The organism is Nostoc sp. DSM 114161 (assembly GCF_052692665.1).
Window position 1 is genome coordinate 7,159,550 of the sequence record NZ_CP195141.1, and the last position, 16,083, is coordinate 7,175,632.

At 42.6% G+C, this 16,083-nt stretch carries 11 protein-coding genes; 2 read left to right on the forward strand and 9 right to left on the reverse strand.

What is annotated here, in order from left to right:
- The first annotated feature begins 89 nt into the window (after positions 1-89).
- Positions 90-2,756, forward strand: coding sequence for an MHYT domain-containing protein (locus tag NSTC745_RS29770; RefSeq protein ID WP_445634221.1), 2,667 nt, complete (start codon positions 90-92; stop codon positions 2,754-2,756).
- A gap of 136 nt (positions 2,757-2,892) precedes the next feature.
- Here the strand turns inward: NSTC745_RS29770 and NSTC745_RS29775 are convergent, their stop codons facing one another.
- The 9 genes from NSTC745_RS29775 to NSTC745_RS29815 all read right to left on the reverse strand — a co-directional run bounded on the left by NSTC745_RS29775 (position 2,893) and on the right by NSTC745_RS29815 (position 14,528).
- On the reverse strand, positions 2,893-4,509 hold the full coding sequence (locus NSTC745_RS29775) for an iron uptake porin (protein ID WP_445634222.1): 1,617 nt from the start codon (positions 4,507-4,509) through the stop codon (positions 2,893-2,895).
- A gap of 1,038 nt (positions 4,510-5,547) precedes the next feature.
- Positions 5,548-6,549, reverse strand: a complete 1,002-nt coding sequence (locus tag NSTC745_RS29780; RefSeq protein WP_445634223.1) for an ABC transporter permease subunit — start codon at positions 6,547-6,549, stop codon at positions 5,548-5,550.
- A complete protein-coding gene (locus NSTC745_RS29785) occupies positions 6,546-8,099 on the reverse strand; it encodes a sugar ABC transporter ATP-binding protein (RefSeq protein ID WP_445634224.1) in 1,554 nt (517 codons plus the stop codon). Before NSTC745_RS29785 ends, NSTC745_RS29780 begins: the two co-directional genes overlap by 4 nt.
- A 238-nt stretch (positions 8,100-8,337) precedes the next feature.
- On the reverse strand, positions 8,338-9,375 hold the full coding sequence (locus NSTC745_RS29790; RefSeq protein WP_445634225.1) for an ABC transporter substrate-binding protein: 1,038 nt from the start codon (positions 9,373-9,375) through the stop codon (positions 8,338-8,340).
- 195 nt (positions 9,376-9,570) lie between these two features.
- Positions 9,571-10,560: an ABC transporter substrate-binding protein gene (locus tag NSTC745_RS29795; protein WP_445634226.1), complete on the reverse strand. Its 990-nt coding sequence runs from the start codon at positions 10,558-10,560 to the stop codon at positions 9,571-9,573.
- Positions 10,561-11,196: 636 nt separating this feature from the next.
- Positions 11,197-12,093 carry an inositol oxygenase family protein gene (locus NSTC745_RS29800; RefSeq protein ID WP_445634227.1) on the reverse strand — a complete coding sequence of 299 codons (897 nt, stop codon included), beginning with the start codon at positions 12,091-12,093 and terminating at the stop codon, positions 11,197-11,199.
- A gap of 659 nt (positions 12,094-12,752) precedes the next feature.
- Positions 12,753-13,235, reverse strand: a complete 483-nt coding sequence (locus NSTC745_RS29805; protein WP_445634228.1) for a cupin domain-containing protein — start codon at positions 13,233-13,235, stop codon at positions 12,753-12,755.
- 333 nt (positions 13,236-13,568) lie between these two features.
- Positions 13,569-13,895: a DUF1815 family protein gene (locus NSTC745_RS29810; protein WP_445634229.1), complete on the reverse strand. Its 327-nt coding sequence runs from the start codon at positions 13,893-13,895 to the stop codon at positions 13,569-13,571.
- 147 nt (positions 13,896-14,042) lie between these two features.
- A complete protein-coding gene (locus NSTC745_RS29815) occupies positions 14,043-14,528 on the reverse strand; it encodes a gluconokinase (protein WP_445634230.1) in 486 nt (161 codons plus the stop codon).
- 417 nt (positions 14,529-14,945) lie between these two features.
- Here NSTC745_RS29815 and NSTC745_RS29820 point away from each other — a divergent pair, with 417 nt between their 5' ends.
- Positions 14,946-16,070 (forward strand): LacI family DNA-binding transcriptional regulator, encoded by a 1,125-nt coding sequence (locus NSTC745_RS29820; RefSeq protein ID WP_445634231.1) that lies wholly within the window; start codon positions 14,946-14,948, stop codon positions 16,068-16,070.
- The last annotated feature ends 13 nt before the right edge of the window (positions 16,071-16,083 follow it).

Genomic DNA, 16,083 nt, shown 5'->3' on the forward strand with positions numbered 1-16,083 from the left:
CTCTCCCCACACTCCCCACACTCCTTGTCTCCCCTGCCTCCCCTGCCCCCCCTGCCTCCCCTGCCCCCACACTTCCAAATATGAGTAGCATGTACGACCTACGCCTGATAATACTTTCAATTGCGATCGCCATCTTCGCCTCATATACTGCTCTCGATTTGGCTGCAAGGGTAACAGCAGCCAAAGCATCGGCGAAAGTCGCTTGGTTAATTGGCGGCGCAATGGTTATGGGAATCGGTATTTGGTCGATGCACTTTGTGGCGATGCTAGCTTTCAGTATGGCAACGCCGATCGCCTATGATATGTCGATCGTGCTGGTTTCTATGCTACCTGCGGTTATTGCTTCAGGAGGCGCACTTTTCCTAGCCAGCCAACCAGTGTTAAGCATTTGGCAATTGCTGGGTGGTGGGACGTTAATGGGTATTGGTATCGCCTCGATGCACTACATCGGAATGCTGGCGATGCGGATGGAAGCAACCGCTACATACAACCCAGTGCTGTTTATACTTTCTATCGCCATCGCCATCGGCGCGTCGATTTTAGCACTCAATATTGCGTTTCATTTACGCACGCCAACGAGTACAACTGACTGGTTGGCAAAGATTGGCAGTGCTATCGTCATGGGCGGAGCGATCGCTGGAATGCATTATACAGGGATGGCGGCTGTTAAATTTATGCCGACTAACCCAATAGCAATTTCTGGACTAGCAACAACGAATGATTCGCTAACTTTGCTAGGTATTTCTATTGGTACTGCTACATTTGTGATTCTCGGTTTTGCGCTGCTGACTTCGTTTATAGATCGGCGTTTGTCTGCCCAAACAAAGCTTTTGGCACAGCAAGAAGCCGAAACCAAACTTTCACAGTTATTTACAGAAATTACCTTAAGAATTCGGCGATCGCTAAAATTAGATGATGTCATCAACACAACTGTCCAGGAACTTCGTCAAGCATTGAAAACAGACCGTGTGGTGATGTATCGTTTCAATACTGACTGGAGTGGCACTATCATCGCTGAGTCCGTTGCCCAAGGTTGGACGAAAACCTTAGGAAAAACGGTCAATGACCCATTCCGGGAAGACTATATTGAAATGTACAAAAATGGTCGAGTCCGAGCAACCAATGATATTTATGCAGCTGGTTTTACGGAATGTCACCGAGAAATTCTCGAAGGTTTTCAAATCAAGGCAAATTTGATTGCACCGATTATTCATAACAATCAACTTGTCGGTTTATTGTGTGCCCATGAATGTTCTACAACTCGCTATTGGCACAGATATGAAATTAATTTATTTAAACAATTAGCAATTCAAGTTGGTATCGCTTTAGAACAGGCGAGTTTAGTGGCTGAACTTGAGCAAACGCAGAAAGTTTTGCGGCTTCGCGATCGGGCGATCGCTTCAGCGAGTAACGGTATATTCATTACCGATCCACGTCAGGTAACAAATCCAATTATATTTTGCAATGCTGCCTTGGAAAAAATTACAGGCTATTCATCTGATGAGTTACTCGAATGTAACTATAAATTTCTTCAAGGGTCTGACACAAATCCAGATACTATTGCAGAATTAGACGAGGCAATGGAGGGTTCAAAAGAATGCCAAGTTGTGCTGAAAAGTTATCGCAAAAATGGAAGTTACTTCTGGTGTGAATTAACTGTTTCTCCCGTTCCAGATGTATTTGGACAAACAATCAACTTTGTTGCCGTGCTAGTTGAAATTACCTCGCGCAAGGAAATAGAAGAAGAATTAAGGCGCAGTCAACAAGTTCTCCAAGAGCAACTGCGACAACTTATTTCTGATGTTAACGAGGTCTTGCAAGGAGATTTAACTGTTCGTTCTCAAGTGACAATAGGTGAAGTTGGAATCTTAGCTAATGTTATTGATACCATCATTTATACCCTGTGGCGAATTGTTACTCAAGTCCAACAAATTGCTTACCAAATGAATGTTTTCCTTAGCGAAAATGCTGTCATCGAGCAAGTGGAAAATGAAGCACTCAAACAAGTAGAACAGATTAACTATACCCTTCAAGAAGTAGATAATCTGAATTTCTGGATTCAAAAAGTCGCAGATAGCACTCAACAACTACAAGAAATAGCCGTCACTACTACTAACACAGCAGAAACAGCCAAGGCAGCAATAGATTTTACTACGGAAAGCATTTTGAATTTGCAACAAACAAACTCACAAATAGCTAACAAAGTCAATAGTTTAGGTGAATTTTCTCAAAAAATTTCCGCTGTAGCATCCACGATTGGGCAAATCGCCACCCAAACTAACTTGTTAGCCGGTGACGCCAGCATCGAAGCCACATGGATGGGCGATCGCGGTCGAAGCTTTGTGAAAGTAGCAGAACAAATTAGTCAATTAGCCGTACAATCTGCCGAAGCAACGCAAGACATTCAAGGCGTTTTAACTGATATGGAATTGGAAACTAGTGTATTAGTTCAAGCCATAGAATCAGGAACCAATGAGATAGGAGAAAAAGCAAATATTGTACAAAATGCCAAGTTAAGCCTGGAAGATATTTTAGAAGTATCTCAACAGATAAATCATTTAGTACAATCAATTTTTACGGCAACAACATCTCAAACCGAAACTTCCCAAGCGATCGCATCTTCGATCCAACACATCGCCGAAAGCTTAAAATACACCGCAGATTTATCTAATACCGTATCTAACTCCCTCCAACAAACAACAGAACTGACACAGCAATTACAAGCATATTTAAGTGGATTTAAGACGGGAGAGTAGGGAGATGGGGAGCAGGGGAGCAGGGGAGCAGAGGAGAGTTTTTGTACAAGTTCTTTCTCCTCCGCCTCTCTGCCCCTCTGCCCCTCTGCCTCTTCTGCCCAATGCCCCATGCCCCATGCCCCATACCTTTTTCAATTTAAAAATCAAACGTTGTGCGAAGTACTCCCACATATTGAGTATCATTTTCGCTGTTGTTTTCTAGGTTGAGAATTACCCAAAAGCCAGGAGTTACGGAGATGTTGTCGTTTAATCGTAAGCGATAGAATGCTTCGATGTGGTAAGCGTTGTCTGGTTCTTCACGGACATCACTGTTAGATATACGCGGTGGCAAACCAAAGAGAATTCCTGGCAGATTGCCCTTACCTCCCACATCTGGAAAGGACAAGCCAACCGCTCCAAACCAGGCATTAGCATTATCGCCATTATTCACAAACAAAGAATCCGTTCCGCCCCTACCATTGGAAATATCGCTCAAACCAGAGTTCTTGGCAGTTGCCCAGATATATCCACCCCAACCGTGGATTTGGAAGTTTGGCGAAAACCGATAATACCCTTGAATCCCGACAATGGTGTTAGAAGTAGCAATGTTCGTGCCAAAGGGAGCGCTTGACAGGACGCTACCTCTTCCAGCTGTGACATCAACGGCGCCAGCAGGATTATAGCCATGAGAGTAGGCGACACCAATAGCTCCTTGTTTGGCGTAATACACTAGATGGGCAAGAGCGTTATAGCCGCCATTAAATAACCCATTGTTCTGTGTTGGGATATTGGGATTATTTGCTAAGTAGCCCACAGTCAGAACCAAGTCCTTTCTGATACTCCAGTTGAGAGCTGCACCGCCGCCACCTCGCTCAAAAAGGAAACTGTTCTTACCAAATAGTGAGGGAATCCCGTTGCCATCATCGCCAATGGTTGCAGGAGTTACGTTGTCTGTGATGTCGTTGTAACCGATACCTGTAGGACCGACAACGAACGAAAGGGAATCACTCACTGGGAAATAGTAACGAATGTGGGGAATAAAGAGTGTATTGGTGAAGTCGTTGTCGAAGTTTAGGCGTGTCATCCGCGTACCGCTGGCTGCTGCAATTTGGCTTATGCCATTGGGATCGACAAAGTTGCCGAACTCCAGACGGACTCGCAACAAATCTTTACCCGTGAAACTACTCTCCAAATTCAAACGACCGCGAGTCGCAAAGATAGTATTGGATTCATCGCGATCGCCTCCCACTTTGTCGCCAAAAGTGTCGGTAATCGCAGTAATAATTTGAGCGTTCAGCCTAGTGGTAGTGGAAAACTGCTGCGCCTCTAATGTTGCTGCACGTGCTTCTAAGGTATCCACGCGCCCGCGTAGAGTTGCCAGTTCTGTCGCGAAATCTTCTTGTAATTTTTGCAGCACTGCCAAATCTTCCTTACTGACTAAATCGCCAGTAGCCGTAGCAATTAACTCATTAACCCGATCCAAACAGGCATTCAAACCGGCAGCAAATTCGTAACGAGTTAAAGCACGGTTACCGCGATAGGTGGAATTGGGATAACCTGCAATACAACCGTAACGTTCCACCAGGGATTGCAGTGCTTGAAATGCCCAATCAGTCGGCTGGACATCAGAAAACTGAGAGACTGAGGTGACTTGCCCTTGTAAGGTTCCAAAGTTAGCATCTGGAGTATTTGAATTATCATTCAATGGATTTGCCCAAACTGCTGGGCATGATAATAAAAGCAGTGGAAAACTGTATAAAAGATTTTTCAGCATTGGATATACTCCGATCTGGAATCAGATATGGATAAAATCTCGGTTCAAAATTCATGAGTCAGGAGTCAAGATTCTAGATTCTGAATGCTGAGGATGAAACCATTAATTAACGTCCAGATAAATTTCTAAATTCTGTATTCTGACTCCTGAATTCTTCTTCAAACACCTATTACTTTTTGGCGATCGCTACTTCTAATAGCCGCTTCTATAATCTGCATCTTCCCGTATCAGATTTTTACTTCTTTCCCAGAAACCGATTAATTCAAATCCGGGATGCAGATTTATCAATGGTGCATTAAATACCTTGCCGGACAAGCCATAAGAGCAAAGAGCAGTATTGATAATTTTCATATTTTTACTAATTCGCTGAAGCGAAATTTTATAAAGAAGAATTCAAAACGCAGAATTTTGTATGACTTATTTACTATTGCGTGGATTAAATTTATCATTTGATGAATAGAATGTTTTTAAGTCTGAACTATAATTTATTTTTATATTTCTTGTTGTCTGATTATTACTCTACTAAATAAATTAGTACTGGCTAAAACGTATGTTTTATGAGGCGAATTTTGTGAATAAGTAGAAGGACTAAATTAAACCTAACTCGATCTCGCCGGGTTTCGACTGCGCTCAACCCTCAAGGAATAGCTTACCGAGCATTGAGCGTACCCTACCCTTCTCCTAACGGAGACGCTGCGCGAACGCGAACGCCAAGGGCGAACGGGATCTTGCTTGGCGTAGCGTCTCCCCTTGGGAGAAATCGAAATGCGTCTTCTAAATAATTATGTCCACCTACTTAATGTGTTTTAAATTTATTGAATTGTTAGGCTGGAAATAACTAAAAAGTAAAAATTTAAAAAATAATATCTTTCAAGTGCATAAATTTATTTGATTTTACTTTTTATGTAAGAATTCAGAGCTTAGAATTAATAAGGTTTAGATACCAAGCTTGATAACTTTCAGGGAATCAAGCAGATATATAACCATTGATTTTCAACTCTTCTAAATCCTGAATTCTTACTTTTAACTTTTATCTTTCTAGCGTCTGGAACGTCTGCGGAGTCGGTCAATCATTACGGCAACGATAATTACTAGTCCTTTAACAACTAGTTGCCAGAAGAAAGACATATTCAACAAAGTCAAACCATTGTTGAGAACGGCAATGATTAACGCACCGAGAAGAGTACCGCCAATTGTGCCAATGCCACCTGTAAAACTAGTTCCACCTAAAATTACAGCAGCGATCGCATCTAATTCATAACCTTGACCCAACAAGCCGCTAGCACTATAAAGACGGCTGGCACTCATGGTTCCTGCCAAACCTGCTAGCAATCCACTCACGCCATAAACAAACAGCAGTACCCGATTAACTTTAATCCCAGTTAATCTTGCTGCGCGTTCGTTACCACCCACAGCATAGATTTGTACTCCTAAAACAGTCTGCCGCAGTACAAACCAACTAGCTGCTACCGTCAGCAAGGCAATGATTACCAACCAAGGAAGAGGCCCGATATAACTATTACCAATCCAAGCAAAATTGATATCGCGGTTAATAACTGTGGTTCCCTTGGCAATCAAATAGGCAACACCCCGTAAAGCAGTCAGCGAACCCAATGTGACAATAAAAGGTGGCACATCCAAAAAGGTAATCAAAGCGCCGTTGACTAAGCCTAAAAGCAATCCTGCCACCAAACCGGCAGGTAAAGCCGCCCAACCTATAGCCGGAACTAGCGATACCATCAACGCAACTACAGCAGAAACAGCTAATATTGACCCCACAGACAAATCAATGCCTCCGGTGAGAATCACGAAGGTCATACCAGTGGCTAGGACAATGTTAATAGATGCTTGCCGTAAGATATTAACGAGGTTACCGCCTGTGAGGAAGTTGGGCGAAAGGAAGGTAAATAAGATACAGATAAGTACGAGGATTGGTAAAATACCTGCAACTTCCAGAAAGCTGGCGATGGATCTCGGCGATCGCGCGTTTGGATTGTTGGTAACTTTATTTCTATTGGTAGGTCTGACTGTTTGGCTCATGATTCTGCTACTCCCGATGCTCCTGTTGCGTAATGCATAATCTTTTCTTGGGTAATTTCTTTACCGGGACTGTCGTCAAGTTCGCCCACTAGTTGTCCTTCTCGCATTACCAAAACGCGATCGCTCATCCCAACCACTTCTGGTAATTCGCTGGAAACCATTAAAATAGCTACACCTTGGGCAGCTAATTCGCTAATAATTCGGTAAATCTCGCTCTTAGCACCGATATCGACGCCGCGTGTCGGCTCATCCAGCATGATGACTCTGGGTTTAATCGCTAGCCAACGCGCTAACAGTAGCTTCTGCTGATTCCCACCAGAAAGATCCACGGCTCTAATTTCCAAATTAGCCAGTCGGATGTTGAAGTTTTCCACTGCTTCCGTTGCCAACCGATTGACTGAACCCCAGTTGACAACTCCTGCCTTGGCATCTTGTTTGAGTGTGTTCAAGGCAATATTCTTGCGGGAACTCATTTCTAGAAATAAACCCTGGTCTTTACGATCTTCTGGGACGTAACCGATACCGGCAGCAATGGCATCACTGGGGCTATTAATATTCAGTTTGACGCCATTCAGGAACACTTCACCACTAGCTTTGCGATCGGCACCAAAAATCAGCCGGGATACTTCTGTGCGCCCAGCACCCACCAGCCCTGCTAAACCAAGAATTTCACCAGCGCGAATTTGAAAACTAGCCGGTTCAATCTTGCGTCCATCGCTGATATTTCTGACTTCCAACACCACTGGGCCGGGATTGGTTTGGCGTTGATGTTCGTAAAAGTCTTGCATCGAACGCCCGACCATCATCTGCACTAATCGCTGGGCAGAAATTTCATCCCGTGTGAGACTGCCAATGTATTGACCGTCGCGCAGCACGCTAATCCGGTCAGCCAATGCATATATTTCTTCCATGCGGTGACTGATGTAGATAATGGCAATACCATCGTCTCGCAGTCTGCGAATCACTTGAAATAAACGCTCAGTCTCGCGGTCAGATAACGCTGCTGTCGGCTCATCCATCACTAAAACCCGACTGTTGTCTTTCAGCGCCCTGGCAATTTCTACCTGCTGCTGTTCGGCGATAGATAAGGTGCCAACTATGGTATTGGCTGTAAAATTTGCCCCCAGGCTTTGGAGTACTAGCTTTGCTTCGTCCTCCATCGCTTTGCGGTCTAAGAACTGACCCCGCTGCAACTCGCTACCCATAAAAATATTTTCGGTAACGGTTAAATTTGGTGCGACATTCAGTTCTTGATAAATCAGGTTAATCCCCGCTTTGCGGGCTGAAGCCGGATCGGTAATTTTCACCGGCGTACCATTGATACGAATCTCGCCTTCATCGGCAATGTAAGCCCCGGCGAGGATTTTCATCAATGTGCTTTTGCCTGCTCCGTTTTCGCCCATGAGAGCGTGAACTTCTCCCGGATAAATGGTCAAATTCACATTTTGCAGAGCAGGTACGCCATGAAATCGTTTGCCAATCCCTTGCATTTCTAGTACAGGGGCCGCAGTTGGCGCTTCGGGAAAGGAGGTTTCAATACTTGTGGTCACGAGTAACTCCTAAAAATAATGGGGACTGAGCATGGGGGGTGATGGGGTGATGGGGTGATGGGGTGATGGGGTGATGGGGTGATGGGGTGATGGGGTGATGGGATGGTGGGGTGATGGGGTGATGGGGTGATGGGATGATGGGTAATAGGGTAAGATTCTCTCCCCACCTCCCTATCTCCCCATCTCCTCATCTCCTCATCTCCTCATCTCTTCATCCCTCACTCCCTCATCTCCCCATTTACCAGCCTTTTTCTGTGCTGACGTTATCTTTGGTAATCAGCTTGACTGGAATCAAAATGGTGGGGTTAGCGGGTTTTTTACCGTTCAAAATGTCGTTGCCAACTTCGACTGCTTTGGCTGCCATGCCTCGCGGATTTTGAGTCGCTGTTGCTGCATATATACTATCTTTGGTAGCGATCGCCTTAATCGCTTCTGGCGCACCATCAACGCCAACAATAAAGAAGTCTTTACGTTGTGCTTGCATGGCTGCTAGTTCTGCGCCTACTCCACTGGGGTCGTTGATTGCAAAAACAGCATCTATCTTAGGGAAGGTTGTTAGCAAATCTGTCATGACTCTGAGTCCGCCGTCTCTGCTACCCTCTGCATTCTGGTCTTTGGAGAGAATTTTGATATCGGGATATTTAGCCAATACGTTTTGGCAGCCACTAACCCGCTGGATTACCGAGTCCACTTGAGGCCCGTTGACGATTACTACATTACCTTTACCTTTGAGGCGATCGGCAATATATTTACAAGCAACTTCTCCAGCTTGCACGTTATTGGTTGTAACTGTCGCATCTACACCGCCCTCAGCACCGGTATCTACTGCGATCACAATTCTGCCGGCTTGTTTGGCTTTTTCCACTGCTGGCTTAATACCACTTTTATCAGCAGCATTCAGAATAATAACGTCAGTATTCGACGCCGTGAAGTTTTCTATTTGGTTGGCTTGTTGGTTGAGGTCGTAAGCGCTGGAAACTACGGTTGTCCTGACATTATTGCCGCCAATTTTTTTGGCTGTGGTTTCAATTTCCTGCCCCATCAGAACGAAGAAGGGGTTACTTAAATCGCCAGCCGTAAAAGCTACCGATCGCAATTTCCCATTCCCAGTACTTGCGCTACTCTGGGCGCTAGTATTGGTAGCAGTATTACCAGGTGCGTTGGCATCGGGATTAGTAGCAGTATTGCCATTTTCAGAACCATTCGAGCAACCAATTACGCCACCACCAACGAGACTGATTAAACTAGCTGCGATCGCAATTTTTCTTAAATTCATATCTCTCCTCTCTAAAAAAATCTCAATGGGGCATAGGGCATTGGGCATTGGGTATGGGGAAAGGGAAAGGGGTATGGTTCGACCCTTCGACAAAGCTCAGGACAGGCAAGCTCACCAACTGGGGAAAAGGGAAAAGATTAAATTTATTCCTTTTCCCTTTCCCCTTTAACCTTTTCCCTTTCCCCACACTCCCCACTACCACCCTTTGTAACTAGCAAGGCTGTCACGGGTAACCAATTTAACTGGAACCAGAATCTCAGGGTTACTCAATTTTTTGCCTTGGATGACATCGTTGCCGACTTCAACGGCTTTTTGCGCCATACCTGCGGGGTCTTGGGCGGCAGTTGCCACAAATAGGCCGTCTTTGTCTTCCATTGCTTTGGTTGCATCTGGGGAACCATCAACGCCAACAATAAAAAATTCTTTACGTCTTGCTTGTCTGGCTGCTAAGTCTGCGCCGATACCGCTTTGGTCGTTGGTGGCAAATACGGCATCGATTTTGGGGAAGGTTGTTAGCACGTCAGTCATAACTCTCAGCCCGCCATCCCTTGTCCCTTCTGCGTTCTGGTCTGAGACGATTTTGATATCTGGATATTTGGCTAAGGAAGTCTTACAACCGCTGACTCGCTGATTGATGGAGTCCATCGGCGTACCGTTGAGAATAACTATATTACCTTTACCGTTGAGGCGATCGCCAATATACTTGCAAGCAATCTCTCCAGCTTGGGTATTGTTGGAGCTAATCATTGCATCCACATCTGCATCAACGGCTGAATCTACCGCAATCACAACCCGACCTGCGCTTCTCGCTTGGTCTATTGCTGGTTTAACTCCTTTTTTATCAACCGCACTCAAAATAATTAGGTCAGTACTCGCCGCTGTGAAATTTTCGATTTGGTTAGTTTGTTGGTTGAGATCGAAAGCACTAGAAACTGTATTAACTTTGATATCATTCCCAAGTTTTTTTGCTTGTTGTTCGGCTCCCTTCTGTACTGCTAGATAAAAGGGATTACCTAAATCGCCCAAAGTAATGCCAATCGTCTGCAATCCTTTATTCTCTAAACTCGCGTTCACAGCAGTATTAGGACTATTATTGGTAGCGGTATCATTTGGCGTGGCATTACAACCCACAAGTCCAGTCCCAACAAGACTGAATATGCTAGCTAATAAACAAATTTTCTTCATATCGATTTATAATCCAAACAATGCTTTTGAATCTGGGGAAGATTAACAGAATATAAATCCGCAATATTCTAGAATTTTGACAACTTCAGCATTGAGTTTTACCGATAAATTTGGCAAGTTTAACTCGTTCAAATTTATAGCAATTTGATGTAATTTTAGTTATTATTTGTTACAACAAACCAAGCTTTTGCTTGAATCAGCAAGATACCGAACGTTGCAATAATTCTAAAGTCTGGTTTTTTGGGAAAATTAGGTTTGAAAATTGTTAGCTTGAAAAATTTGTTTGCTAAAATTTCAATAATCTTAGGTTATCAAATTTCAAACTTTTATCTTATTTGGTTTTTCATTCTATCCTGTATTTTTTCCCAAAATTAATTTTGTTTATCGAAATTTACAAAATTAAGAGGTATTATTCATTTTTATTACGTGTAATCTTCTGTCAGGTGCTAATACAAGTAAGACGAACGCTTGAGAGAACACAGAAAAATTTTTAATTTATGCTCGTAGAATCGCAAAACTATTCCTCTTGGTTGAAGTTTTGGAAAGATTTTTTGTGGATAATGAGTAGCAAAAACCTTTGCAATACCAACAACTGAAATCAGAAACCAAAATATTTGCTGTTGCAAGAACACATCTCTAAAATTTTAAAGTTGGTGGTAAATATTTAGCTACTAAATCCTCGTAGTATGGCTTGAGTTTTTGCCAATCAGGCGGATTAGGATTTTTGGAATACAAATCGTAGGGATTGAATAATTTCACCCATTTAAACATTTCTTTATCGTGTTTATCCATTAAATGCTCGTAGGCGTTTTCACGATGTTGAGGATAAAATGAGTGATACCGGAGAATGTACAATGCTGGTTCCGGTAAGTAAGGTTTGATCATACTATAGAAATACTCATCATGTCCCCATGACATGTGTACGTTACTCAATCCACAATTCGGCTCATATACACCATATTTGGTGTTATATTTCGGATTGTTAAAATCGGGATTATCTTGGAAAAACTCTGAGTAAACAATTTTGCTTGAAAATGCACAACCTACAGGATAAGTATCGCCGACAGTAGCCCATTGGGGTTCGCTAAATAAGCAAAGTACTTTCCCCATATCATGAAAGAAACCTGTCAGCACCATCCAATCAGGATGACCATCAGCGCGGATAGCTTCTGATGTTTGCAATAAATGTTGTAATTGGTCTAAGTCTGTATCGGGATCTGAATCGTCAACTAATTGATTCAAAAATTCCACCGCATCCCAAACAGTCATTTCTTTCTTATCAAATTTTAAATACTCTGCTTTTTTCTGTAGTACAAAATCGTATGTTTGATTAATATGATTTAGTCGGTAGAATTCTTTAACTGTATCTCTGGTAGGTGCTTCGTAATTCCTGTATGCTTCAATAGTTTTACCTTCTTTAACTATGCTATTGGGATCGGGATAGCGATTGAGTAAGTCTTCTTCCCATTCTTCTAGTGAATGTAAAGGATTGTTTTGAGCTTCTTGGATGGAATGATTTAGAGTTTGAGACATATTTTTCTACTTTTGGAACTAAGTTCTTATTTATAGGACTTACGCACACTCTATGAATTCTTCTCTACGAGACGCTGCGCGAAGGCGTTCTTCTCTACGAGACGCTGCGCGTTGGCGGAAGCCTCTCGTAGAGAAGGCGTCTTGGCGGTTCGATAAATTAGGCTTTTCAGCGATTTTTGCGTAAGTCCTAATTTAGATAAAACCTTTGGAATTCATTGATGCACAGGTGTGCATGAACTGTATATTTTTAGTTTTGCACACGTGTGCAAAACTGTGTGTTAAGTTTTTTTGCATAACTTGTGCATCAATTACTCACCCCACCGTTTTTGGTGGCGACGACCTCATACCAAAGCGATCGCACCAGATGGGATAATTAGCGCGAACCATAGCGCAGTATCCGAATATCCCTGCGCTTCATCAATTCCTTAAGTTTTGTAGGGGTGTTACGCCTGAGAGTACGGCACCACCTGAAATTTGCGGTGCGTTAGGACTATCGTCCATAACGCACCCTACCGGACTCAAATCTTTATAACTAAACAACGATTCTTTGGGCCTTTGCACGGCAGTTTCTTCAAGTCGGGAAACCCACCGAAGGCACTGCCTCGTCTTTGCGTGAGGCTAATTCATACTTTCAATCAGCAAGGCGGAATTTTGAATTGTTAAGCCTTCTTACCTGCTACTGGTTCGGCTATATTTTCCATATCGACCAGATTCCACTTTAAACCTTTGCTCCTATATATACGCTTGTGCAAATTTGGATAGTCACCGATATCATGGTCTAGCCTTTGACCAACTACTATACATTTCAATATAGAATTGCCCGTGTTTTTCAGCTTGTGCGGCTTACCACCAGCGCGATATCCAATAAAATCTCCTGGTTTAACTGGATAAACGCTTTCTCCAATTGTTGCCTCAGCTTCTCCCTCAAGAACGTATACGCACTCTTCTTCGTGATAGTGCATGTGAAGCTCCGTTGATTCGCGTCCAGGCTCTACTTCAATGATGTGAAAACCGATATTGTTTAAACCTGTCAAATCTCCTAAAGACTTGTTCCGTCTGCGAGCATTGGAGTTGAGAAAATGTGTTTTTTCTAGTCCTTCATAAGACTCAATCTCTTCTTTGGTGACTAAATACTTTTCCATTTCTTGATACCAAGTGCTAAGAAAATTTGATGGCGAACAACCCAGGAATTTAAAGATAAAGATGAATTAAGACGGAAGTTAAAATAGGTTCAAGGGTTCCATCTCAGCAGAAGCGATGCCTACGGCGGTAAACTACGTTTCTATTTGTGGATAGGATTATATCATTACCTCGTTATTAAGTGCAAATTTATAGAAAATTGGTATTATATAGTAGTTTTTAAATAACAAAATACACATCTTTTATTAGTATTTTTTGCACGCGCGTGCAAAAAATATTTATTAAGTTTTTTATCAATTTATACAAGTGTGTATTTTGCGTTAAACAAACATTTTTTACTTGACTAAATGAATTTGTTGTTCTGGATACTTGACAATATCGCACAACTCCCGCAGCTGATTGATTGCTTCTGCACCCTCTAACTTCATTAATTCGCGGTCGTCCCAGATTTCCATCCAAGTAATACCGTAATCAGACACTAAAAATCGAATCAGGTGCTTTTCTCCCAGGCTGACCATAAATGAAGCACTCTTGATTTGGTTGCCGCAGCTATAAAAAGACGTAGTATAACCACGTTGCTCAAGTACAATTGATAAAGCTTCCAGGCTCATTACTAAGTCCTGAAGTACTTGCTGATGTTGTTGCGCTAATCTCAGAAACACTAATTCCCTCCTATCACTACAATAATGCGATTAGTTTATATTTGTTTTAGATGTAGTTTTCGTACATATGCGATTAATCTTTCTTTATGGAGATATTAGCTAACATTGTGTTTGTCGTAATGCTCCCAAGTAATACGGCCACAGATGCTAAATTCCTAAAGCTGTTCTAATGTTTTGAACAATTACCTGGGGTGTCTCGATAACATCTATATATATGGTGTCTAATGGTTCTTCTAGAGTATTAAACTGGCTATCGAGAAGTTTCTCGCTCATGTAGTGGTTATGGCGTTCTTGCAACCGCTTTTGAATTAACTCATAAGAGCCTTTAAGGTAAACTAGCTTTATGCGTTCGTTATCCACGGCCAGAAATTGCCGATAGCTTTCTTTAAGAGCCGAACACGCCAACACCATATTTTTATTTTCTTCCAACCAGTTTTTTATAGCTATTTGCAAATCTTGTAACCAAGGTATTCTGTCTGCTTCAGTCAGGGGTATACCGCACCGCATTTTCTCAACATTCTTTAGTGAATGAAAAGCGTCAGCATCGCTAAATTCCCAGCCTAAAGAATTTGCGAGCAGTTTTCCGATGGTGGTTTTGCCAGATCCTGAAACACCCATAAGGATGATAACCATTGACTTGTCGCTCATAGTTTTGCAAAAAAAAGTTAAGAAATGAGAATTCAGGAGTCAGAATTCAGGAGTCAGAATTCAGGATGCTGTGTTTGCTTAGTACGAGATTTAGATGGCGTACTCCAATTTCCTTCTTAAAATCTGCTCTATGGTTAAAATCTTTCTGTCTTGGCCTAAATTATAAGCCTTTTACCCAACGCGATCTATTTACTGCGATCGCCATTATGTCAACCTACCTCAGTAATAGTGAAGTATTTATTTTTGAAACAGCAAAGTTTTTGTTAATTTTACTTTTTGTTACGTTCCTCCCTCGATCGCAGTTTTGTGGTTGCTTAGTCGAGCGAATAGATTGACAGATGGCTCAACTTTGCTAATAATTAAAATTATAATGCACACGTTTGCATTAAATATGGTAAGATTATGAAGAAACGAAAAGTTTCCATCGAAGATATTGCTCGTCGGGCAGGCGTTTCTCATTCTACAGTTTCACGTGCTTTGCGAGATAACTCTCTAATTAGCCCGAAGGTGAGAGAGGAAATTAAGAAAATAGCGCGAGAGATGAACTATGTACCAAACGCGATCGCTCAAAGTTTGCAAAATCAACGCACTAATACTGTTGGGGTAGTTGTGACTTCAATCGCAGATCCCTTTTACGCTGAGGTGGTAGAGGGAATCGAACAGGTAGCGAGAACGGCAGGTTTGAGTGTTTTCTTAACTGCTTCACACCGGGATTTTCAGCAGGAAATAGCAGCTATTGATAATTTTCATCGTCGCAGAGTGGACGGGATATTAGTCACTGATTCACGAATTAATAAAAATAATACAAATGAAGTAGGAGAAATTGCTGTACCGATAGTTTTGATTAACAGTCAGACAGGAGATCGACCGGAAACATTTCACACAGTGACAATAGATGACTTTTTAGGCGGTCGATTGGCGGTAGAGCATTTGATAAGTTTGGGACATACGGCTATTGGTTACTTGGGTGTGGGCGATCGCAGTCACTCGAACCACTTGCGTTTAGAAGGATATCGCGCAGCTTTAAAGGAAGCTGGTTTGCCACAAAATAGCGATTGGGTGGCAATTAGCGATGAAGAAAATATCAGAATTAGCGATGTTGATACTGGCAAAAAGATGCTGCCTCAACTATTTAACGCTAACGTCACAAGCATCTTTTGTTACAACGACATGGTAGCAATTGGCGCTCTCTTAGCTTGCCAGGAACTAAATATTTCAGTACCCCAAGATTTAAGTTTAGTTGGATTTGACGATATTGCTCTTTGCCGTTATATAACGCCGTCGCTGACGACAGTTTGTCAACCAATGTTGGAAATTGGTCGCTCGGCTATGCAAATGTTACTCGACTTATTAGAAGACAAAACTGTAGAAAACATTATTTTGTCTCCTCTTCTAGTACAACGCAGTAGTACTGCTGCATTCGAGCAGGGGGCAGGGGGCAGGGGGGGCAGGGGGGCAGAGGGGCAGAGGGGCAGGGGAGCAGAGGGGCAGAGGGGCAGGGGAGCAGAGGAGGCAGAAAAAAACTAATGACCAATGACCA